This is a genomic window from Pseudomonas sp. ADAK2 TE3594, from assembly GCF_053628675.1.
Genome location: NZ_JBRJGV010000001.1, coordinates 6,397,474 through 6,418,782 on the forward strand (window position 1 = coordinate 6,397,474; position 21,309 = coordinate 6,418,782).

The window sequence follows — 21,309 nt, forward strand, 5'->3', positions numbered from 1 at the left end:
CAACCCCGCACATGAACTCTATTGGGTGTATCACGTCTGATAGGAGGAAATGCGCCCCGACTCGCGTTAAACTGCGCGGGTTTTTAGCCCCCCATTCCACCGGAGCCTTCCATGTCCCGCGTTACCTTGAGTCGCTATTTGATTGAGCAGACCCGCAGCAACAACACTCCTGCCGATCTGCGCTTCCTGATCGAAGTGGTGGCGCGTGCCTGCAAGGAGATCAACCACGCCGTGTCCAAAGGCGCCCTGGGTGGCGTCCTGGGAAGCATGGGCACCGAAAACGTCCAAGGCGAAGTGCAGAAGAAACTCGACGTGCTGTCCAACGAGATCCTGCTTGAAGCCAACGAGTGGGGCGGTCACCTGGCTGGCATGGCGTCCGAAGAAATGGACAACGCCTACCAGATCCCGGGCAAATACCCGAAAGGCGCCTACCTGTTGGTATTCGACCCGCTGGACGGTTCGTCGAACATCGACATCAACGCCCCGGTCGGCACCATCTTCTCGGTACTGCGTTGCCCGAACGAATACCTGAGCCAGAACGAGCCCTTGAATGAAAAGGCTTTCCTGCAGCCAGGTACCCAGCAAGTGGCCGCCGGTTATGCCATCTATGGTCCACAGACCATGCTGATCCTGACCCTGGGCGACGGCGTGAAAGGTTTCACCCTGGACCGTGAAATGGGCAGCTTCGTCCTGACCCATGAAGACATCACCATTCCTGAAACCACCCAGGAATTCGCCATCAACGCGTCCAACCAGCGTCACTGGGAAGCTCCGGTACAGCGCTACGTGGGCGAATTACTGGCAGGCGAAGAAGGCCCGCTGAAAAAGAACTACAACATGCGTTGGGTCGCCGCGATGGTGGCCGACGTGCACCGCATCCTGACCCGCGGCGGTCTGTTCATGTACCCACGCGACAGCCGCGAGCCGTCCAAGCCGGGCAAACTGCGCCTGATGTACGAAGCCAACCCGATGTCGTTCCTGGTGGAACAAGCGGGTGGCGCATCCACTGACGGCCACCAGCGCATCCTCGACATCCAGCCGGAAGGCCTGCACCAGCGTGTTGCGGTGTTCCTCGGTTCGAAAGAAGAAGTTGCCCGCGTCACGGCTTACCACAAGGAATAAACCATGACCGCGCCCTGGCAGCCGTTACTCGAATGGTGGTTTGGATCTTTCGAATCACCCAACGAAATAGCGGCTGACAAGGGCAGGTTATGGTTCGGCAAGCGCGACAGCCAGGATCTCGAGGCGCGGATGCGTTTCGGGGACCAGGTCGAGCAGGCACTGGCCGGCGGATTGACCGATTGGGCGCAACGCCCCGAAGGTTGGCTGGCCCTGGTGCTGCTACTCGATCAACTTCCGCGAATGATCTGTCGCGACACTCCCAAATCCTTTTCAGGCGATCTCAGGGCTCAGGCACTGGTAGCGCAAGGCATTGCTGCGGATTTCGATCGGCAACTGCGGCCGATCCAGCGGGTGTTTATCTATCTGGTGTTCGAGCACTGCGAAAACCTGGCGGTGCAGAACGAAGCGGTTTCGCGGTTTCTTGATCTGGTTGAACAGCAACCGGAGACGGATCGGGCGGTGTTTGCCGACAACCTGGATTATGCCGAGCGGCATCAGAAGATCATTGCGCGGTTTGGACGGTTTCCCCATCGCAATGCGGTGTTGGGGCGCGAATCTACGGCTGAAGAGCTGGAGTTTCTTTCAGGGCCCGGGTCTCGCTTCTAAAGTTTCTTTGTGGCTAATGCCGTCTTCGCGGGCAAGCCTCGCTCCTACAGGTTGTGCGCAGTCCCTGTAGGAGCGAGGCTTGCCCGCGAAGGGGCCCTTGAAAACACTAAATCCTGAAACTACCCACCAACTGCTTCAACCGCGCCGCCTGCTGCTCAAGGTCTGCGCACGCACGCAAGGTCGACTGCAAGTTCTCCACACCTTCCTGGTTCAGCGTGTTGATCTCGGTGATGTCGACGTTGATCGACTCGACCACAGCAGTTTGCTCCTCGGTCGCGGTCGCCACGGACTGGTTCATCCCGTCGATCTCACCGATGCGCTGCGTCACGCTGCCCAGGCGCTCGCCGGCCTGGTTGGCGATGCCGACGCTGCTTTCGCTCTGGCGCTGGCTGTCGGTCATGGTGCTGACCGCTTCCCGGGCGCCGACTTGCAGTTCTTCGATCATCTTCTGCACTTGCTGCGCCGAATCCTGAGTGCGGTGGGCGAGGTTGCGCACCTCATCGGCAACCACGGCAAAACCACGGCCGGCTTCACCGGCACGGGCTGCTTCGATGGCTGCGTTGAGCGCCAGCAGATTGGTTTGCTGCGAGATGCTGGTGATCACTTCCAGAATCTGGCCGATGTTTACCGTGTTGCTGTTCAGGGTTTCGATGTTGCCGCAGGAGTCGCTGATCTTCGCCGATAGCTGCTGCATGGCGGCGATGGTTTTATCCACCACTTGCTGACCGTCTTCGGCCAAGGCGCGGGCGTCGCTCGAATGTTGCGAGGCGAGGGCGGCGTTCTGGGCGATTTCCTGGGCGGCGGCACCCAGTTCGTTGATTGCTGCAGCCACGCTGCTGGTGCGTGAGGCCTGCTGATCGGAGTTGAACATCGACGAGTTGGAGGCCGCGACGACCCGCAAGGCGACTTCGTTGACCTGGCCGGTAGCCGAGGACACTTCGCGGATCGAGGTATGAATACGTTCCACAAAACGGTTGAACGAGGTGCCCAGCGCGCCGAATTCATCTTGGCCGTGAATGGTCAGGCGTTTGGTCAGGTCGCCTTCGCCCTCGGCGATGTCATGCATGGCGCGGCCCATGGTCAGCAGCGGTTGCATCAGCACGCGGATCAACATGCTCAGCAGCGCGATGATGATCACCACGGCGATGATCATGGCGATGATCGCCGAGGTGCGGAATTCGCTGAGCATCGAGAACGCGGTGTCTTTGTCCAGTACCAGCGCCACGTACCAGTCTGCAGACGGCACACCGTTGACGTGAGTGAAGGATATGAACTGGGTTTTGCCGTCCAGTTCGACTTCTTTCAGGCCCGGGCTGATTTTCGGCGCGCCGTTGGGATAGGCGTCGGCCAGGTTCTTGAGCACCAGTTTGTTGTCCGGGTGGATCAGGATCTTGCCGTCGGCGCTGACGATAAATGCATGCCCATGACCGCCGAAATTCAGCAGGTTGATGATCGCGCTGACGCTGGACAGGTCAATGTCTGCGCCGGCGACGCCAATCATCTGGTTCTGGTGTTTTACAGGCGTGGCAACGGTGATCACCAGTTTGCCGGACGAGGCCGCGATGTAGGGTTCGGTGACAATGGTCTGTTGCGCGTTGTTGGCCGCCTTGTACCAGCCACGAGCGCGCGGGTCGTAGTCCGCGGCGCGATTGCCGGCCGGGACCGAGAACATCACGCCATCGGTGCCGCCGAAGTAGCTCAGCTGGAAGTTGCTGGTGTAGGCCGGCAGGTCGATGGCGCGCTTGAGGTTGGCCTGGGCGCTGCCGTCCACGGCGATCTGCTGGGACAGCGATTGCAGCAACTGGATGCGGCTTTCCAGCCAGGTCTGGATGTTGCTGGTAGTCAGGCTGCCGAGTTCCTGCATCGAGGACTCGGTACTGCTGCGCAGGGTCTGCCGCTGGCGGTAATCGTTGAACAGGATGAAGCAGGCGAATGCAACGGCCACCACGAGAGCGGCTGCCAACAGGATTTTGTGGCTGAACTTCATGTTTCTGGTCATTAAATGAGCTACCGCGAAGGGGCTGGTCAACAAGGGGTGTCAATTTGCCACAGTGGAAGGCTTTGCGCTGCTTCTTATGTCGACTGGCCAGCGCCAAAGATTAGGCGGCTGCCGCGAAAACCGACGAAATACTCGGCGGCGCGAAAAAGTAGCTGATTTATCGGCAAAAGGCGGACGGGCGGCCGAACAAATAGCCGGATGCTCAGGGAACCAGAGAGGGGTTTTCTCTTCTAAGCTTCAGCTTGGCAGCCATGCCATTCCCTTCGTCCCAGGAGTTACACCATGTCGCTGCGTTCTATCGCCTTGCTCTCGTTCTGCGTGTTGTTGGCAGCGTGCGGCAAGATCAATCAGGAAAATTATTCAAAGCTGTCGACTGGCATGCCCAAGGCCGAGGTTGAAACCTTGCTGGGCAAACCGACCGATTGCTCGGGCGCGCTCGGCATGTCCAGTTGCACCTGGGGCGACAAAAACAGCTTTATCAGCGTGCAGTACGCCGGTGACAAAGTGCTGATGTTTTCTGGCCAAGGCCTGAAGTAAACCGGGGCTATTCGCCCACGGGAGAAAAAAATAATGAAGCGGTTACTGATCGTTCTTTTTGCCGGCCTGGTATTGGCCGGCTGCGCCACTTCTGGCGTAGATCCGTTGGCACCCAAGACCGTCAACTCGGTCAACCTCAAGCGCTACCAGGGAACCTGGTACGAACTGGCGCGTCTGCCGGTGTATTTTCAGCGCAACTGCGCGCAATCCGAAGCCCATTACAGCCTCAAGCCTGAAGGTGACATGGCGGTGCTGAACCGCTGTCTGACGTCGGACTGGCAATGGGAAGAGGCCAAAGGCACGGCTTATCCGCAGGTACCCGGCAAGGCCGACAAGCTGTGGGTCGAGTTCGATACCTGGTTCTCGCGACTGATACCCGGTGTGGCGAAGGGAGAGTACTGGGTGTTGTACGTCAGCGATGATTACAAGACCGCGATTGTCGGCGACCCGAGCCGTCATCATCTCTGGCTGCTGTCACGCACCCCGACGGTCAATGGTGTAGTGCGCGAAGAACTGCTGAGCAAGGCGCGTCAGCAGGGTTATGACACGACGCGACTGATCTGGCGCACGTCGGATACCAAGATGGCCAAGACTTCGAACTGATTACGCATAACTCTGTGGGAGCGAGCCTGCTTGCGATAGCGGACCTTCAGTCAACTTCATTGTTGAATCTGATGGCCCCATCGCGAGCAGGCTCGCTCCCACATTGTTTGGTGTTAGCCCAGAAGGTCGCGCAAGACTTGGGTGAATGCCCGATTACTCTCTTCTTCCCCGGCATGGCGCCCGTCACGCACGACCCACTGGCCGTTGACCAGCACATCTCGCACCTGGCGATCACCACCGGCAAACAACCAACGATTGAGAATCCCGTCGCCACTGGCCGTCGCCAGATACGGATCGTTACCATCGAGCACCAACCAATCCGCACGCTTGCCGACTTCCAGGGCGCCAATCGGCTGTCCCAGCGCCTGGGCGCCGCCATCCAGGGCTGCGTCGTACAGTGTGCGGCCGACCATCGGTTGATCCGCGCCATACAAACGATTACGCCGCTGATCGCGCAGACGCTGGCCGTATTCCAGCCAGCGCAATTCTTCCACCACGCTTAACGATACATGGCTGTCGGAGCCGATGCCCATGCGCCCGCCCTGCGCCAGGAAGTCTACTGCCGGAAAAATCCCGTCGCCGAGGTTGGCTTCGGTGGTCAGGCATAGACCCGCGATGGCGCGGCTCTTGGCCATGAGCGTAACTTCTTCCGGATTGGCGTGGGTCGCGTGGACCAGGCACCAGCGCTGATCGACTTCAGTGTTTTCGTACAGCCATTGCAGCGGACGGCGACCGCTCCAGCTCAGGCAGTCATCGACTTCCTTCTGCTGTTCGGCAATGTGAATGTGTATCGGGCAATGCTTGTCGCTGGCCGCCAGCACTTCACTGATCTGCTGCGGTGTGACCGCGCGCAACGAATGGAAACACAAACCCAATGCCTGCGCCGGTTGCTGCGCCAGGATCGGCTGCAAGCGCGACTGGAGTTTCAGGTAGTTTTCAGTGCTGTTGATAAAGCGGCGCTGACCTTCGTTCGGGACCTGGCCGCCGAAACCGGAGTGGCTGTAGAGCACTGGCAGCAGGGTCAAGCCGATACCGGCGGAGCTGGCGGCCTGGCTGATGCGCAGCGCCAGTTCGGCCGGGTCTGCGTACGGTTGGCCGTTGGTATCGTGGTGTACGTAATGAAATTCCGCGACCGAGGTGTAACCGGCCTTGAGCATTTCGATGTACAGCTGACGGGCGATCACGCCGAGTTGGTCTGGGCTGATTTTTCCGACGAGCCGGTACATCAGATCGCGCCAGGTCCAGAAACTGTCGTTCGGATTACCCGCCACTTCCGCCAACCCGGCCATGGCCCGCTGGAAGGCGTGGGAGTGCAAATTCGGCATTCCCGGCAGTAGCGGACCGCTCAGCCGTTCGGCGTCATCTGCGTGAGAATCGGCCTGGATATGGGTCAGCACGCCATCGGCGCTGACCTCAAGACGTACATTGTTGGCCCATCCACTAGGCAGCAGCGCGCGTTCGGCAAAGAAGGCGGACATGGTTCAGCACCCCATCGTGTGTTATTTGTATATACATATACAGACGTTTGCCTGCTCGGTAAACTCCGGCAAGCTAGCAACTCTCATAGATGAACAAGGATTAACCGTGCCGACTCCCTCTGCCACATTGCCGCCGAATGCCAATCTGAGCGCCAATCTGGGCGACAGTCCGGCGCCCTTGTACGCCCGCGTCAAACAGATGATCACCCAGCAAATCGACAGTGGAAACTGGCCGCCGCACTACCGCGTTCCGTCGGAAAGCGAGTTGGTCAGCCAGCTGGGCTTCAGCCGCATGACCATCAACCGCGCCCTGCGCGAGATGACCGCCGACGGCCTGCTGGTGCGTATGCAGGGTGTCGGTACATTCGTCGCCGAGCCGAAAAGTCAGTCTGCTTTGTTTGAAGTGCACAACATCGCCGACGAGATCGCCTCCCGTGGCCATCGTCATACCTGCAAGGTGATCACCCTTGAAGAAGAGGCCGCCGGTTCCGAGAGGGCCGTGGCCCTGGACATGCGCGAAGGCCAGAAAGTTTTCCACTCGCTGATCGTGCATTTCGAAAACGATATTCCGGTACAAATCGAAGACCGTTTCGTCAACGCGTTGGTGGCGCCGGAGTACCTCAAGCAAGACTTCACCCTGCAAACGCCTTACGCCTATCTGAACCAGGTCGCGCCGTTGACCGAAGGCGAGCACGTGGTCGAAGCGATTCTCGCCGAGCCGTCCGAATGCAAGTTGCTGCAGATTGAAAAGGGCGAGCCTTGCCTGCTGATTCGTCGCCGCACCTGGTCCGGCCGTCAGCCCGTGACCGCCGCCCGTTTGATCCACCCCGGTTCCCGTCATCGTCTGGAAGGACGGTTCCATAAATAAAGAGCCCTGAATGAGCCAGTTGAAAGTTTTACACGCGGCCGATTACCCGCGTATGCCGTGGAAAAACGGCGGTGGCAGCACCGAAGAAATCACCCGTGATGGAGGTGCTGGCCTTGAGGGTTTCGGCTGGCGTCTGTCGATTGCCGATATTGGCGAGTCGGGTGGGTTTTCAACCTTTGCCGGCTATGAGCGGGTGATCACCGTGCTGCAAGGCGAGGGCATGAACTTGCGCGTCGACGGCCAGGACACGCGGCCGTTGTTACCGTTGGACCCGTTTGCTTTCAGTGGCGAGAGTCATGTGTCCTGCACATTGCTCGGCGGACCGATTCGCGACTTCAACCTGATTTATGCGCCGGACCGCTACAGCGCGCGGTTGCAATGGTTGGGGGGCGATCAGCGGTTTTTCAGCTCGGCCGGCACCGTGTTGGTGTTCAGCGTGTCTGAACAGCTTGAAGTGACGGTTGATAACAGCGCCTCTCGGCTAGGGCGCCATGATTGTCTGCAACTGGACGGTAACGTTGGGCTGCTGGATGTCTCCATCAAGGGCCAGTGCTGTGTGATCGAGCTGATCGCACGCTGATCCAGCACCGAGTCGCCTCTATCGCGGGCAAGCCCGCTCCCACAGGGACATCATCGTACTTGTGGGAGCGGGCTTGCCCGCGATGCTTTTCTGGGCTCAAAATCCGTTTCCCATTGCGCACCACTTTGTTACCGAACGCCCCAGCGTGGCGCAAAACCGCGCTCAAGTAACAGCTGTCCTTCCCCCGCGAAAATTCCTCGAAAAAATTTCATCCTCCTCAAAACCCTTGATCTACAGCCTTTCCAGCCCTTTCAAAACTTTTCTTGAACACTCATCCGGCAAGTTGGCCGCTTGATTGCATATGCTTGTATGTACAAGTAAAGACGTATGCGTATGAGTCGATCAAGACTCCTCGCAACGTCCACTGATTCGCTTGTGGCGCTTTGACGCGCACAGGCTGGCTTGCCCACCGCCAGGGTTGGTTTGGATTGATTGATGAGGAGTCTTTTTCGTGACTGACAATAAGCCTACTAAGTTTCGTAACGTCGAAATCCGCGCTGCCCGCGGTAACAAGCTGACCGCCAAGAGCTGGCTGACTGAAGCGCCGCTGCGCATGCTGATGAACAACCTCGACCCGGAAGTCGCCGAGAACCCTAAAGAACTGGTGGTTTACGGCGGTATCGGTCGTGCGGCGCGTAACTGGGAATGCTACGACAAGATCGTCGAAAGCCTGACCAACCTGAACGACGACGAGACCCTGCTGGTGCAATCCGGCAAGCCGGTCGGCGTGTTCAAGACCCACAGCAACGCCCCGCGCGTACTGATCGCCAACTCCAACCTGGTACCGCACTGGGCGAGCTGGGAACACTTCAACGAACTCGACGCCAAAGGCTTGGCCATGTACGGCCAGATGACCGCTGGTAGCTGGATCTACATCGGCAGCCAGGGCATCGTCCAGGGCACCTACGAAACCTTCGTCGAAGCCGGTCGCCAACATTACAACGATGACCTGAAAGGTCGTTGGGTCCTGACCGCAGGCCTCGGCGGCATGGGCGGCGCTCAGCCTCTGGCTGCAACACTGGCCGGCGCGTGCTCGCTGAACATCGAATGCCAGCAGGTCAGCATCGATTTCCGCCTGAACAGCCGTTACGTCGATGAGCAAGCCACCGATCTCGACGACGCTCTGGCCCGCATCGCCAAATACACCAAGGAAGGCAAGGCGATTTCCATCGCCCTGCTGGGTAACGCGGCTGAAATCCTGCCGGAACTGGTCAAGCGCGGCGTGCGCCCAGACATGGTCACCGACCAGACCAGCGCCCACGACCCGCTCAACGGTTACCTGCCAGCCGGCTGGACCTGGGAAGAGTACCGCGCTCGCGCCAAGACCGAGCCTGCTGCTGTGGTCAAAGCCGCCAAGCAATCCATGGCCGTGCACGTTAAAGCGATGCTCGACTTCCAGAAAATGGGTATTCCGACCTTCGACTACGGCAACAACATTCGTCAGATGGCCCAGGAAGAAGGCGTCGAGAACGCATTCGACTTCCCGGGTTTCGTACCGGCTTACATCCGTCCGCTGTTCTGCCGTGGCATCGGTCCATTCCGTTGGGCTGCGCTGTCGGGCGATCCGCAGGACATCTACAAGACCGACGCCAAGGTCAAAGAACTGATCCCGGACGACGCCCACCTGCACAACTGGCTGGACATGGCGCGCGAGCGCATCAGCTTCCAGGGGCTGCCGGCACGTATCTGCTGGGTTGGCCTGGGTCTGCGCGCCAAGCTCGGTCTGGCCTTCAACGAAATGGTTCGCAGCGGTGAGTTGTCGGCGCCGATCGTGATCGGTCGCGATCACCTGGACTCCGGCTCGGTATCCAGCCCGAACCGCGAAACCGAATCGATGCAGGATGGTTCCGACGCTGTGTCCGACTGGCCACTGCTCAACGCTCTGCTCAACACCGCGAGCGGCGCGACCTGGGTTTCCCTGCACCACGGCGGCGGCGTCGGCATGGGCTTCTCCCAGCACTCGGGCATGGTGATTGTCTGCGACGGTACTGACGAAGCGGCCGAGCGTATCGCTCGCGTGCTGCACAACGACCCGGCCACCGGTGTCATGCGTCACGCCGATGCGGGTTACCAGATCGCGATCGACTGTGCCAAGGAGCAGGGCCTGAACCTGCCGATGATTACCGGCAAGTAACGCAGAAATACCTGTAGGAGCGAGGCTTGCCCGCGAAGGCGTCTTAACTGACACACCGCGGTGCATTCTTCGCGGGCAAGCCTCGCTCCTACAGGGATCACCAACACCGACAAACAATCCATAGAGGTTGAACAATGGCTGTTAATGACGATCGTGCAGGCAGTAAACCGTTGATCGAGAAACGTTCGATCGACTACATCCCGGAAGCGGAGAGACACGGTCGTCTGTTGAGCCAGTTCACCCTGTGGATGGGTGCCAACCTGCAAATCACCGCGATTGTCACCGGGGCCCTGGCCGTGGTGCTGGGCGGTGATGTGTTCTGGTCGTTGATCGGTCTGTTGATCGGTCAACTGCTCGGCGGTGGCGTAATGGCGCTGCATGCGGCGCAAGGGCCCAAGCTTGGCCTGCCGCAGATGATCTCCAGCCGGGTACAGTTTGGCGTGTATGGCGCGGCCATCCCGATCGTGCTGGTGTGCCTGATGTACTTGGGCTTCACCGCAACGGGCACCGTGCTTTCCGGCCAGGCGCTGGGCCAGTTGTTTGGCGTCAGCGACAGTGTCGGCATCCTTATCTTCGCCAGTGTCATCGTGCTGGTCACGGTGCTCGGTTATCGGGTGATCCATTGGATTGGCCGTATTGCCAGTGTCATTGGCGTGATTGCCTTCGTTTACCTGTTCAGTCGCCTGATGAGCCAGACTGACATTGGCGCACTCCTGCAAATCCGCCACTTCAGCTGGAGCAGCTTCCTGCTCGCGGTATCGCTCGCGGCGTCCTGGCAGATCGCCTTCGGCCCATACGTGGCTGACTATTCACGCTACTTGCCGAGCAAGACGTCCTCGGTGAAAACCTTTTTCGCCGCTGGCGCAGGTTCGGTCATTGGCGCACAGGTGGCGATGATCCTCGGCGTGTTCGCGGCCGCATCGGCCAACGGCCAATTTGCCGGCCACGAAGTCGCCTACATCGTTGGTTTGGGCGGTACCGGTGCCACCGCTGCGCTGCTGTACTTCAGCATCGCGTTCGGCAAGGTCACCATCTCCACGCTGAACTCCTATGGCAGCTTCATGTGCATTGCGACCGTCATCAGCGGTTTCCGTGGTGATCTGAAAGTAACGCGCTTGCAGCGTCTGGTGTTCGTGCTGGTCATCGTCGGTGCCGCGACCCTGATGGCGTTGCTCGGTCAGCACTCGTTCCTCGGTGCGTTCAAGTCCTTCATCCTGTTTTTGCTGGCTTTTTTCACGCCATGGAGCGCGATCAACCTGGTGGACTACTACTGCATCACTCGCGAGCGCTATGACGTGCCGGCGCTGGCCGATCCGAACGGTCGCTACGGCCGCTGGAACCCCCTCGGTATCAGCGTCTATGTCTTCGGTGTGCTGGTGCAACTGCCGTTCATCTCTACCAAGTTCTATACCGGTCCGCTGGTGGACGCTCTGGGTGGTGTGGATATTTCCTGGATCATCGGTCTGGTGATTCCCGCAGGCCTGTATTACGTGTGCGCGAAAAAATGGCACAGCGCAGTTCCCTATCACCTGATCCTGCCGTTCGAGCAGGACAGCGATGCAGCACCTATAACAAGCGGGGCCAGTCGCGCTGCGGCGCAGGCCTGATTGGACGTGGACAGGGCTGGATGCCTCTTGACTGCCGTAAGCCAACTCATGATTAGGAGCGTCACTACAATGAAATCGAACAAGACCCTGCTGACCACATTGCTTTCCATGGGCCTGCTGGCCAGCGCTGGCGCCACTCAGGCGGCGGGTTGGTGCGAGTCGGGCAAACCGGTGAAATTCGCCGGCCTGAACTGGGAAAGCGCCATGCTGCTGACCGACGTGCTGCAAGTCGTGTTGGAGAAAGGCTACGACTGCAAGACTGACAGCTTGCCAGGCAACTCCATCACCATGGAAAACGCCCTGAGCAGCAACGACATCCAAGTGTTCGCCGAAGAATGGGTCGGCCGCAGTGAAGTCTGGAACAAGGCCGAGAAGGCCGGCAAAGTCGTCGGTGTCGGCGCTCCTGTCGTGGGTGCCGTCGAAGGCTGGTACGTGCCGCGTTACGTGATCGAAGGCGACGCCAAGCGCAAGCTGGAACCCAAGGCACCGGACCTGAAAAACATTGCTGACCTGGGCAAGTATTCCGCTGTGTTCAAGGACGCCGAAGAGCCATCCAAGGGCCGTTTCTACAACTGCCCGGCCGGCTGGACCTGTGAGCTGGATAACAGCGAAATGCTGAAAAGCTATGGTCTGGAAAGCACCTACACCAACTTCCGCCCAGGCACCGGCCCGGCGCTGGATGCGGCAGTGCTGTCGAGCTACAAGCGTGGCGAGCCGATCCTGTTCTACTACTGGTCGCCAACCCCGCTGATGGGCCAGGTTGATCTGGTGAAACTCGAAGAAAAACCGGGCGTGGACAAGCGCGTGACCATCAAGGTCGGCCTGTCCAAGACCTTCCACGAGCAAGCCCCGGAACTGGTGGCCGTGCTGGAAAAGGTCAACCTGCCGATCGACCTGCTGAATCAGAACCTCGGGCGCATGGCCAAAGAGCGGATCGAATCGCCAAAACTGGCCAAGATCTTCTTGAAGGAACATCCTGAAGTCTGGCACGCGTGGGTGAGCGAAGACGCAGCCAAAAAGATCGACGCGGCCTTGTAGGTTGAGTGTCTCCGACTGCCGGCAACGGCAGTCGGATGCTTGATCGCAACCCCTTGATTGAGAGTCTCTTATGTTTCCCGAAAGCTTTACCTTTTCCATCGCCGACTGGGTCAACAGTTGGGTCGATTCGCTGGTCACCAACTACGGCGATGTGTTCCGCAGCATCTCCGACACCCTGCTGTGGGCCATCGTCAATCTCGAAGGGCTGCTGCGTGCGGCGCCCTGGTGGCTGATGCTGGCGATCGTGGCGGGCGTTGCCTGGCACGCGACCCGCAAAGTCGTGACCACGTCGGTCATCGTCGGTCTGTTGTTCCTGGTGGGTGCGGTCGGCCTCTGGGACAAGCTGATGCAGACCCTGGCATTGATGATGGTGGCGACGGTCATCTCGGTGCTGATCGGCATTCCGCTGGGCATCCTCTCGGCGCGCAGCAATCGCCTGCGTTCGGTGCTGATGCCGCTGCTGGACATCATGCAGACCATGCCGAGCTTCGTGTACCTGATCCCGGTGCTGATGCTGTTCGGCCTGGGCAAGGTTCCGGCGATTTTCGCCACGGTGATCTACGCCGCACCGCCGCTGATCCGCCTGACCGATCTGGGTATTCGCCAGGTCGACGGTGAAGTGATGGAAGCGATCAACGCTTTCGGCGCCAATCGCTGGCAGCAACTGTTTGGCGTGCAACTGCCACTGGCCCTGCCGAGCATCATGGCCGGGATCAACCAGACCACCATGATGGCCCTGTCGATGGTGGTAATTGCCTCGATGATCGGTGCCCGTGGCTTGGGTGAAGATGTGTTGGTGGGGATTCAGACCCTCAACGTCGGACGTGGTCTTGAGGCCGGTCTGGCGATCGTGATTCTGGCAGTGGTCATCGACCGCATTACTCAGGCGTATGGTCGGCCACGGCATGAGGTGAGCAAATGAGCAACGAAGCCATTAGCAAGATCGAAGTCAAAAACGTCTTCAAGATTTTCGGCAACCGTTCCAAGGATGCGCTGGGCATGATTGGCCAGGGCAAGACCAAAGACCAAGTGTTGGCCGAAACCGGCTGCGTGGTCGGCGTGAACGACTTGTCCCTGAGCATCGGCACCGGCGAGATCTTCGTGATCATGGGCCTGTCGGGTTCCGGCAAGTCGACGCTGGTGCGCCACTTCAACCGCCTGATCGACCCCACCAGCGGCGCGATCCTGGTGGACGGCGTGGACATCCTGCAATACGACATGGAAGCCCTGCGCGAATTTCGCCGGCACAAGATCAGCATGGTGTTCCAGAGCTTCGGCCTGCTGCCGCACAAGACCGTGGTGGATAACGTCGCCTACGGCCTGAAAGTGCGTGGCGAGACCAAGCAAATGTGCTCCGAGCGCGCGCTGCACTGGATCAACACCGTGGGCCTGAAGGGCTACGAAAACAAATACCCGCATCAGCTTTCCGGCGGTATGCGCCAGCGTGTAGGCCTGGCTCGCGCCTTGGCGGCGGACACCGACATCATCTTGATGGATGAAGCCTTCAGCGCCCTTGACCCGCTGATTCGCGCCGAAATGCAGGACCAGTTGCTGGAACTGCAAAAGACCCTGCACAAGACCATCGTCTTCATCACCCACGACCTCGACGAGGCCGTGCGCATCGGCAACCGCATCGCGATCCTCAAGGATGGCCGCCTGATTCAGGTGGGGACACCAAGAGAGATCCTGCATTCGCCGGCGGATGAGTATGTGGACCGGTTCGTACAGCGGCGGGCGGCGGTGGTTTGAGAGATTTGCGGTGTCTGTGCCGGCGCCATCGCGGGCAAGCCCCCTCCCACAGGGATTGGTTGTGTTGCACAAATTTTGTTTACACAACAGAACACTGTGGGAGCGGGCTTGCCCGCGATGAGGCCAGTAACGCTGCATCAATATTCAGGTTGTACGCACGAGGTTGAAGATGTCCCAGGCTGAAAAAATCGTTATCGCTGACGCTCCGTTGCGCTGGCAGGATGTGGTCGCAGTCGCTCGTCACGGCGCGCAGCTCGAGCTGTCGCCCCAGATCTGGGCGCGGATCGAGAATGCCCAGGCGATCGTCCAGCGCATCGTCGCCAGCGGCGAGCGTGCCTACGGCGTCAACACCGGCCTGGGCGCCTTGTGCAACGTCTCGCTCAAAGGCGAGCAACTCAGCCAACTGTCGCGCAACACCTTGCTCAGTCACGCCTGTGGCGTCGGCGCGCCATTGGCCGACGAACAGACCCGCGCAATCATCTGCGCCGCTATTCGCAACTATAGCCATGGCAAATCCGGCATTCATCGCCGGGTGGTCGAAGCCCTGTTGGCACTGCTCAACCGTGGCATCACTCCGCAAGTACCGTCCCAGGGTTCGGTGGGCTACCTGACCCACATGGCCCACATCGGAATCACTCTGCTGGGTGTCGGCAATGTCAGCTATCGCGGGCAGATCGTCTCCGCGCAGCAGGCCTTGAGCGAGGAAGGTCTGCAACCGGTTCAGCTCGGCGCCAAAGATGGCTTGTGCCTGGTCAACGGCACGCCGTGCATGACCGGTCTCAGCTGCCTGGCAATTGCCGATGCGACGCGTCTGGTGCAATGGGCCGATGTGATCGGTGCCATGAGCTTCGAAGCCCAGCGCGGCCAGATTGCCGCGTTCGACGCCGAGATTATCGCGCTCAAGCCTCACCCGGGCATGCAGCAAGTCGGCATCAACCTGCGGGCGTTGCTCGACGGCAGTGAAGTGATTGCCAGCAGCAAAGGAATTCGCACTCAAGATGCGTTGAGCATCCGTTCGATCCCGCAAGTCCACGGCGCCGCTCGCGATCAACTTGAACACGCGAAACAGCAGATCGAAACCGAACTCAACTCTGTTACCGACAACCCGATGCTGCTGGGCACGCCGGACAACTTCCGGGTGATGTCCCAGGCCAACCCGCACGGTCAGTCAGTGGCATTGGCGGCAGATTTGCTGGCGATTGCCATGGCCGAAATCGGCTCCATCGCCGAGCGTCGCCTGGACCGCTTGATCAACCCGCACGTCAGCGGTTTGCCGGCGTTTCTGGTGGCCAATCCCGGGGTGAATTCCGGGATGATGATCGTCCAGTACGTTGCCGCGTCCCTGTGTGCGGAAAACCGCCAGTTGGCGCAACCGGCGGTGCTCGACAACTACGTTACCTCGGGCTTGCAGGAAGACCACTTGAGCATGGGCACCAACGCGGCGCTGAAGCTGCATCGCGCGTTGGAAAACTGCACGCAGATCCTCGCCATTGAGTATTTGCTGGCATCCCAGGCTTTTGAATTCCTCAAAGAACAACGCTTTGGCGCTGGCACCGATACCGCGTGGCGTCTGCTGCGTGAACGAGTCCCGGCCTACGACCAGGACCGCTGGCTGGCACCGGACATTGCTGCCGCTGCCAGTGTTTTGAAAGACCCGATTTTGTTGCACAAGGCTTTACCGAACCTGAACTGAAATCCACAACACCAGCGTGCCAAGGCGCCAGCCCCTCTCAACAAGTCGGGAAGCGACGGACAACGGAAATCTCCGGAGCGTCTGGTTAGTTAATAAAAAACTCTCAAAAGGAGAATGAATGTGACTGCGCTTAATTTGATTCCCGGCCAACTGAGCCTTGCCCAACTGCGTGATGTTTATCAGCAACCGGTCAAAATCACCCTCGACAACAGTGCCTCGGCCCAGATCGAAGCCAGCGTTGCCTGCGTGGAACAGATCCTCGCCGAGAACCGCACCGCTTATGGCATCAACACCGGTTTCGGCCTGCTGGCTTCGACCCGTATCGCCAGCGAAGACCTGGAAAACCTCCAGCGCTCGCTGGTGCTGTCCCACGCCGCCGGTGTCGGCGAGCCAATCAGCGACGCGCTGGTTCGACTGGTCATGGTGCTCAAGGTCAACAGCCTGAGCCGTGGTTTCTCCGGCATTCGTCGCGTAGTGATCGACGCACTGATAGCCCTGATCAATGCCGAGGTTTACCCGCACATTCCATTGAAAGGTTCGGTGGGTGCATCCGGTGACCTGGCGCCGTTGGCCCACATGTCCCTGGTGCTGCTGGGCGAAGGCAAGGCACGCTACAAAGACGAGTGGATGGAAGCCACCGAAGCGCTGAAAATCGCCGGTCTGACGCCGCTGACCCTGGCCGCGAAAGAAGGTCTGGCGCTGCTCAACGGCACTCAGGTTTCTACCGCTTATGCATTGCGCGGTCTGTTCGAAGGCGAAGACTTGTTCGCCGGCGCCCTGGCCATCGGTGGTATGACGGTTGAAGCGGTCTTGGGTTCGCGCTCGCCATTCGACGCACGCATTCACGCTGCTCGAGGCCAGAAAGGCCAGATCGATGCCGCTGCCGCTTACCGCGATCTGCTGGGCGAGCGCAGCGAAGTGTCTGACTCGCACCAGAACTGTGAAAAGGTCCAGGACCCGTACTCCCTGCGCTGCCAGCCGCAAGTCATGGGCGCCTGCCTGACCCAGTTCCGTCAGGCTGCCGAAGTGTTGGCCATCGAAGCCAACGCCGTTTCCGACAACCCGCTGGTGTTCGCCGCTGAAGGTGACGTGATCTCCGGCGGTAACTTCCACGCCGAGCCGGTGGCCATGGCCGCCGACAACATGGCCCTGGCCATCGCCGAAATCGGTTCCCTGAGCGAACGCCGCATCTCGCTGATGATGGACAAGCACATGTCGCAACTGCCGCCGTTCCTGGTGGCCAATGGCGGCGTGAACTCCGGCTTCATGATCGCCCAGGTGACCGCGGCAGCATTGGCCAGCGAGAACAAGGCGCTGTCTCATCCGCACTCGGTGGACAGTTTGCCGACGTCGGCAAACCAGGAAGACCACGTGTCCATGGCTCCGGCGGCGGGCAAGCGTCTGTGGGAAATGGCTGAAAACACGCGTGGGGTTCTGGCAGTGGAATGGCTGGCGGCGGCTCAGGGCCTCGACCTGCGTGAGGGTCTGAAGACCTCGACGAAACTGGAAAAGGCTCGTGCCATTCTGCGTGCCGAAGTGCCGTTCTATGAGAAGGATCGGTTCTTTGCGCCGGACATCAATGCTGCTAGCGAGCTTCTGGCGACTCGTTGCCTGAACGAGCTGGTTTCGGCGAAGTTGTTGCCTAGCCTGTAATGGCCTCTTCGCGAGCAAGCCCGCTCCCACATTGGATTGCGCTGAACCTGTGGGAGCGAGCCTGCTCGCGATTCGATTTTGCGTCGAATAAGAATAATTAAGGACGAGAAATGCAACAGCCAGCAAAAGGTTTGAAACGCGGGCTCTCTGCCCGACATATTCGCTTCATGGCGCTGGGGTCGGCGATCGGCACCGGGCTGTTCTACGGTTCTGCCTCGGCCATTCAAATGGCCGGGCCTGCGGTACTGCTCGCTTACCTGATCGGTGGCGCGGCGGTGTTCATGGTCATGCGCGCCCTCGGTGAGATGGCGGTGCACAACCCGGTGGCCGGCTCTTTCGGCCAGTACGCCAGCACTTATCTTGGGCCGATGGCGGGCTTCATCCTCGGTTGGACCTACGCGTTTGAAATGGTCATCGTCGGTATGGCCGACGTCACCGCATTCGGTATTTACATGGGCTTCTGGTTTCCGGAAGTCGATCGCTGGATCTGGGTCCTGGGCATCGTTTCGGTGGTCGGCGGCTTGAACCTGTGCAACGTCAAAGTCTTCGGTGAAATGGAGTTCTGGTTGTCGCTGCTCAAGGTCGCGGCCATCGTTGCGATGATCCTGGGTGGCTTCGGCATCATGCTGTTCGGCATCAGCACGGCCCCCGGTGCCCAGGCGACCGACATCAGCAATCTCTGGAGCCATGGCGGCTTCATGCCCAACGGCGTGGGCGGCCTGATCGCTTCGTTCGCCGTGGTGATGTTTGCGTTCGGCGGCATTGAAATCATCGGCGTGACGGCCGGTGAAGCGAAAGACCCGCAGCACGTGCTGCCCCGGGCGATCAATGCCGTACCGTTGCGTATCCTGCTGTTCTACGTGCTGACGATGTTTGTGCTGATGTCGATCTTTCCATGGCAGCAGATTGGCAGCCAAGGCAGTCCGTTCGTGCAGATTTTCGACAACCTGGGGATCAGTTCGGCGGCGACCATCCTCAATATCGTGGTGATCTCGGCGGCGGTGTCGGCCATCAACAGTGACATCTTCGGCGCTGGCCGGATGATGTACGGGTTGGCCCAGCAAGGGCATGCACCCAAAGGCTTCGCCCGCCTGTCGGGCAATGGTGTGCCATGGATGACCGTGGTGGTGATGAGTGTCGCGCTGTTGCTGGGCGTGCTGCTGAACTACCTGATTCCGGAGAACGTGTTCCTGTTGATCGCCTCTATCGCGACCTTTGCCACGGTATGGGTCTGGCTGATGATTCTGTTCACGCAGGTGGCGATGCGTCGTTCCATGAGCGCCGAGCAGGTCGCACAACTGAAGTTCCCGGTGCCGTTCTGGCCCTATGCGCCAATGGCGGCGATTGCCTTCATGCTGTTCATTTTCGGCGTGCTGGGCTACTTCCCGGACACCCAGGCAGCGCTGATCGTCGGCGTGGTCTGGATCGTGTTGCTGGTGCTGGCCTACCTGACCTGGGTGAAACCGGCGGCAGGCCAGGCAGCATTGGTGGCACGGGACCCTGATTTTTCTCATCGATAACCTAACGGAGGCCAGGATGAAAACGCTCTGGCAACACTGCCACGTCGCAACCATGGCACAAGGCGCCTACTCGATCATCGAGGATGCGGCCATCGTGACGTCCGGTGCGCACATTGAGTGGATTGGTCCGCGCGGCGAACTGCCGCCCGGCGAATACCCAGCAGTCAATGACCTGAAAGGGGCTTGGGTGACCCCGGGCCTGATCGACTGCCACACCCACACAGTGTTTGGTGGTAATCGCAGCGGCGAATTCGAACAACGACTGCAAGGCGTCAGCTACGCAGAAATTGCAGCGGCCGGCGGCGGTATCGCCAGCACCGTGCGCGCCACCCGCGCCGCCAGCGAAGACGAGTTGTTCGCCAGCGCCGCCAAGCGTCTGAAAAGCCTGATGCGCGATGGCGTCACCAGCATCGAAATCAAGTCCGGTTATGGCCTGGACCTGGCTAACGAACGCAAGATGCTTCGGGTCGTTCGTCGTCTCGGCGCCGAACTGCCAGTCAGCGTGCGCAGCACCTGCCTGGCGGCCCACGCCTTGCCGCCGGAATACGCGGACCGTGCCGATGCCTACATCGATCACATCTGCAGCGAAATGCTCCCGGCCCTGGCGGCCGAAGGGCTGGTGGATGCAGTGGATGCTTTCTGTGAATACCTTGGGTTTTCGCCGGAACAGGTCGAACGGGTTTTCGTCGCCGCGCAGAACCTCGGCTTGCCGGTGAAGCTGCATGCCGAGCAATTGTCGTCGCTGCACGGTTCGAGCCTGGCGGCGCGTTACCACGCACTGTCTGCCGATCATCTGGAATTCATGACCGAAGACGACGCCATTGCCATGGCCAAGTCGGGCACCGTCGCGGTATTGCTGCCCGGCGCGTTCTACTTCCTGCGGGAAACCCAATTGCCGCCGATGGAAGCCCTGCGCAAACACGGCGTCAAAATCGCCATCGCCAGCGATCTCAATCCGGGCACTTCGCCGGCGCTGTCGTTGCGCTTGATGCTGAACATGGCCTGCACCTGTTTGCGCATGACCCCGGAAGAGGCCCTGGCTGGCGCAACGATTCATGCCGCCACCGCGCTGGGCATGGCCGAGACTCACGGTTCGCTGGAAGCCGGCAAAGTCGCAGACTTCGTCGCCTGGCAGATTGATCGACCAGCCGACCTGTCGTACTGGCTGGGCGGCGACCTGGAAAAACGCGTCGTGCGTCACGGCGTCGAAACAAGCGTTTAGGAGAGCAGTTGTGGATAAGGTTCTGAACTTCAAACAAGGCCGCGTGCCGCTGCTGATCAGCATGCCCCACGCCGGCCTGCGCCTGACCCCAGCGGTCGAAGCCGGGTTGATTCCCGACGCGAAAAGCCTGCCGGACACCGATTGGCACATCCCCAGGCTTTACGAATTCGCCGCCGAGCTCGGCGCCAGCACGCTGGCCGCCGAGTACTCGCGATTTGTCATCGACCTGAACCGACCGTCCGACGACAAGCCTTTATATGTCGGCGCCACCACTGGTTTGTACCCGGCGACGTTGTTCGACGGTATTCCATTGTTCCGTGAGGGTATGGAGCCCTCGGCCACAGAACGCGCGAATTATCTGGAACAGATCTGGACACCGTACCACCGCACCTTGCAGGAAGAGCTGGCGCGACTGAAAGCCGAATTCGGCTACGCGCTGCTGTTCGATGCGCACTCGATCCGCTCGATCATCCCGCACCTGTTTGACGGCAAGCTGCCGGACTTCAACCTCGGCACCTTCAATGGCGCCAGTTGCGATCCACAATTGGCCAGCCAACTGGAAGCCATCTGCGCACGGCACGGCGATTACAGTCATGTGCTGAACGGTCGCTTCAAGGGCGGGCACATCACCCGGCATTACGGCAACCCGGCCGAGAACATCCATGCCGTGCAACTGGAATTAGGCCAGTGCACATACATGGAAGAGTTCGAGCCGTTCCGTTATCGCCCGGACCTGGCGGCGCCGACGCAAGTGGTGCTCAGGGAATTGCTGCAAGGGCTGCTGGCGTGGGGCGAGAAACACTATCGGTGACTGATCGTTCCCACGCTCCTGCGTGGGAATGCCTCAAGGGACGCTCCGCGTCCAGTGACGCGGAGCGTCACGGGCTGCATTCCCACGCG

At 60.0% G+C, this 21,309-nt stretch carries 18 protein-coding genes and 1 pseudogene; 16 read left to right on the top strand and 3 right to left on the bottom strand.

What is annotated here, in order from left to right; translation table 11 throughout:
- Positions 1-111 precede the first annotated feature (111 nt).
- Positions 112-1,122, top strand: coding sequence for a class 1 fructose-bisphosphatase (locus tag AB7M22_RS28810; protein ID WP_123361133.1), 1,011 nt, complete (start codon positions 112-114; stop codon positions 1,120-1,122).
- 3 nt (positions 1,123-1,125) lie between these two features.
- Positions 1,126-1,728: a DUF924 family protein gene (locus AB7M22_RS28815; RefSeq protein ID WP_454188527.1), complete on the top strand. Its 603-nt coding sequence runs from the start codon at positions 1,126-1,128 to the stop codon at positions 1,726-1,728.
- Positions 1,729-1,834: 106 nt separating this feature from the next.
- Here AB7M22_RS28815 and AB7M22_RS28820 read toward each other — a convergent pair whose 3' ends face one another.
- Complete coding sequence (locus AB7M22_RS28820; RefSeq protein WP_370694726.1) at positions 1,835-2,599, bottom strand: methyl-accepting chemotaxis protein; 765 nt, start codon at positions 2,597-2,599, stop codon at positions 1,835-1,837.
- A gap of 93 nt (positions 2,600-2,692) precedes the next feature.
- Positions 2,693-3,727: pseudogene (locus AB7M22_RS28825) on the bottom strand (HAMP domain-containing protein); the annotation flags it as partial.
- Positions 3,728-4,009: 282 nt separating this feature from the next.
- On the opposite strand from AB7M22_RS28825, the gene AB7M22_RS28830 reads away from it, so the two are divergent.
- Both AB7M22_RS28830 and AB7M22_RS28835 read left to right on the top strand, forming a co-directional pair.
- Positions 4,010-4,264: a hypothetical protein gene (locus tag AB7M22_RS28830; protein WP_007907841.1), complete on the top strand. Its 255-nt coding sequence runs from the start codon at positions 4,010-4,012 to the stop codon at positions 4,262-4,264.
- Between the two features lie 33 nt (positions 4,265-4,297).
- Positions 4,298-4,867: a lipocalin family protein gene (locus AB7M22_RS28835; protein WP_454188528.1), complete on the top strand. Its 570-nt coding sequence runs from the start codon at positions 4,298-4,300 to the stop codon at positions 4,865-4,867.
- A gap of 113 nt (positions 4,868-4,980) precedes the next feature.
- On the opposite strand, the gene AB7M22_RS28840 is transcribed toward AB7M22_RS28835, so the two are convergent.
- On the bottom strand, positions 4,981-6,345 hold the full coding sequence (locus AB7M22_RS28840) for a formimidoylglutamate deiminase (protein WP_454188529.1): 1,365 nt from the start codon (positions 6,343-6,345) through the stop codon (positions 4,981-4,983).
- 199 nt (positions 6,346-6,544) lie between these two features.
- Between AB7M22_RS28840 and hutC the strand changes: the two genes are divergently transcribed.
- The 12 genes from hutC to hutG all read left to right on the top strand — a co-directional run bounded on the left by hutC (position 6,545) and on the right by hutG (position 21,220).
- Positions 6,545-7,213 (top strand): histidine utilization repressor, encoded by a 669-nt coding sequence (hutC, locus tag AB7M22_RS28845; RefSeq protein WP_454188873.1) that lies wholly within the window; start codon positions 6,545-6,547, stop codon positions 7,211-7,213.
- A gap of 10 nt (positions 7,214-7,223) precedes the next feature.
- Positions 7,224-7,793 carry a HutD/Ves family protein gene (locus AB7M22_RS28850; RefSeq protein WP_454188530.1) on the top strand — a complete coding sequence of 190 codons (570 nt, stop codon included), beginning with the start codon at positions 7,224-7,226 and terminating at the stop codon, positions 7,791-7,793.
- 451 nt (positions 7,794-8,244) lie between these two features.
- Complete coding sequence (gene hutU, locus AB7M22_RS28855; protein WP_454188531.1) at positions 8,245-9,927, top strand: urocanate hydratase; 1,683 nt, start codon at positions 8,245-8,247, stop codon at positions 9,925-9,927.
- A 134-nt stretch (positions 9,928-10,061) separates the two neighbouring features.
- Entirely contained in the window at positions 10,062-11,534 is a 1,473-nt protein-coding gene (locus tag AB7M22_RS28860; protein ID WP_454188532.1) for a purine-cytosine permease family protein, read from the top strand.
- Between the two features lie 69 nt (positions 11,535-11,603).
- Positions 11,604-12,572: an ABC transporter substrate-binding protein gene (locus AB7M22_RS28865; RefSeq protein ID WP_454188533.1), complete on the top strand. Its 969-nt coding sequence runs from the start codon at positions 11,604-11,606 to the stop codon at positions 12,570-12,572.
- Positions 12,573-12,642: 70 nt separating this feature from the next.
- Positions 12,643-13,494, top strand: a complete 852-nt coding sequence (locus AB7M22_RS28870) for an ABC transporter permease (protein WP_030129253.1) — start codon at positions 12,643-12,645, stop codon at positions 13,492-13,494.
- Entirely contained in the window at positions 13,491-14,321 is an 831-nt protein-coding gene (locus AB7M22_RS28875) for a quaternary amine ABC transporter ATP-binding protein (RefSeq protein WP_454188534.1), read from the top strand. The genes AB7M22_RS28870 and AB7M22_RS28875 overlap by 4 nt, the downstream gene beginning before the upstream one ends.
- A gap of 169 nt (positions 14,322-14,490) precedes the next feature.
- Positions 14,491-16,014, top strand: a complete 1,524-nt coding sequence (gene hutH / locus AB7M22_RS28880; RefSeq protein WP_454188535.1) for a histidine ammonia-lyase — start codon at positions 14,491-14,493, stop codon at positions 16,012-16,014.
- Positions 16,015-16,128: 114 nt separating this feature from the next.
- Positions 16,129-17,667 carry a histidine ammonia-lyase gene (gene hutH, locus AB7M22_RS28885; RefSeq protein ID WP_454188536.1) on the top strand — a complete coding sequence of 513 codons (1,539 nt, stop codon included), beginning with the start codon at positions 16,129-16,131 and terminating at the stop codon, positions 17,665-17,667.
- Between the two features lie 110 nt (positions 17,668-17,777).
- Positions 17,778-19,187, top strand: coding sequence for an amino acid permease (locus tag AB7M22_RS28890; RefSeq protein WP_454188537.1), 1,410 nt, complete (start codon positions 17,778-17,780; stop codon positions 19,185-19,187).
- 16 nt (positions 19,188-19,203) lie between these two features.
- Entirely contained in the window at positions 19,204-20,409 is a 1,206-nt protein-coding gene (gene hutI / locus AB7M22_RS28895) for an imidazolonepropionase (RefSeq protein ID WP_454188538.1), read from the top strand.
- Positions 20,410-20,419: 10 nt separating this feature from the next.
- The gene (gene hutG / locus AB7M22_RS28900) at positions 20,420-21,220 is read left to right on the top strand and encodes an N-formylglutamate deformylase (RefSeq protein WP_454188539.1); all 801 of its coding nucleotides are present in this window, start codon (positions 20,420-20,422) and stop codon (positions 21,218-21,220) included.
- The last annotated feature ends 89 nt before the right edge of the window (positions 21,221-21,309 follow it).

Coding starts and splice junctions, on each gene's coding strand:
- AB7M22_RS28810 (WP_123361133.1), top strand. CDS start 112: ATGTCCCGCGTTACCTTGAGTCGCTATTTGATTGAGCAGACCCGCAGC.
- AB7M22_RS28835 (WP_454188528.1), top strand. CDS start 4,298: ATGAAGCGGTTACTGATCGTTCTTTTTGCCGGCCTGGTATTGGCCGGC.
- AB7M22_RS28830 (WP_007907841.1), top strand. CDS start 4,010: ATGTCGCTGCGTTCTATCGCCTTGCTCTCGTTCTGCGTGTTGTTGGCA.
- hutI (WP_454188538.1), top strand. CDS start 19,204: ATGAAAACGCTCTGGCAACACTGCCACGTCGCAACCATGGCACAAGGC.
- AB7M22_RS28850 (WP_454188530.1), top strand. CDS start 7,224: ATGAGCCAGTTGAAAGTTTTACACGCGGCCGATTACCCGCGTATGCCG.
- AB7M22_RS28840 (WP_454188529.1), bottom strand. CDS start 6,345: ATGTCCGCCTTCTTTGCCGAACGCGCGCTGCTGCCTAGTGGATGGGCC.
- hutH (WP_454188536.1), top strand. CDS start 16,129: ATGAATGTGACTGCGCTTAATTTGATTCCCGGCCAACTGAGCCTTGCC.
- AB7M22_RS28860 (WP_454188532.1), top strand. CDS start 10,062: ATGGCTGTTAATGACGATCGTGCAGGCAGTAAACCGTTGATCGAGAAA.
- AB7M22_RS28865 (WP_454188533.1), top strand. CDS start 11,604: ATGAAATCGAACAAGACCCTGCTGACCACATTGCTTTCCATGGGCCTG.
- hutH (WP_454188535.1), top strand. CDS start 14,491: ATGTCCCAGGCTGAAAAAATCGTTATCGCTGACGCTCCGTTGCGCTGG.
- AB7M22_RS28870 (WP_030129253.1), top strand. CDS start 12,643: ATGTTTCCCGAAAGCTTTACCTTTTCCATCGCCGACTGGGTCAACAGT.
- AB7M22_RS28875 (WP_454188534.1), top strand. CDS start 13,491: ATGAGCAACGAAGCCATTAGCAAGATCGAAGTCAAAAACGTCTTCAAG.
- AB7M22_RS28890 (WP_454188537.1), top strand. CDS start 17,778: ATGCAACAGCCAGCAAAAGGTTTGAAACGCGGGCTCTCTGCCCGACAT.
- hutC (WP_454188873.1), top strand. CDS start 6,545: ATGATCACCCAGCAAATCGACAGTGGAAACTGGCCGCCGCACTACCGC.
- AB7M22_RS28815 (WP_454188527.1), top strand. CDS start 1,126: ATGACCGCGCCCTGGCAGCCGTTACTCGAATGGTGGTTTGGATCTTTC.
- AB7M22_RS28820 (WP_370694726.1), bottom strand. CDS start 2,599: ATGTTCAACTCCGATCAGCAGGCCTCACGCACCAGCAGCGTGGCTGCA.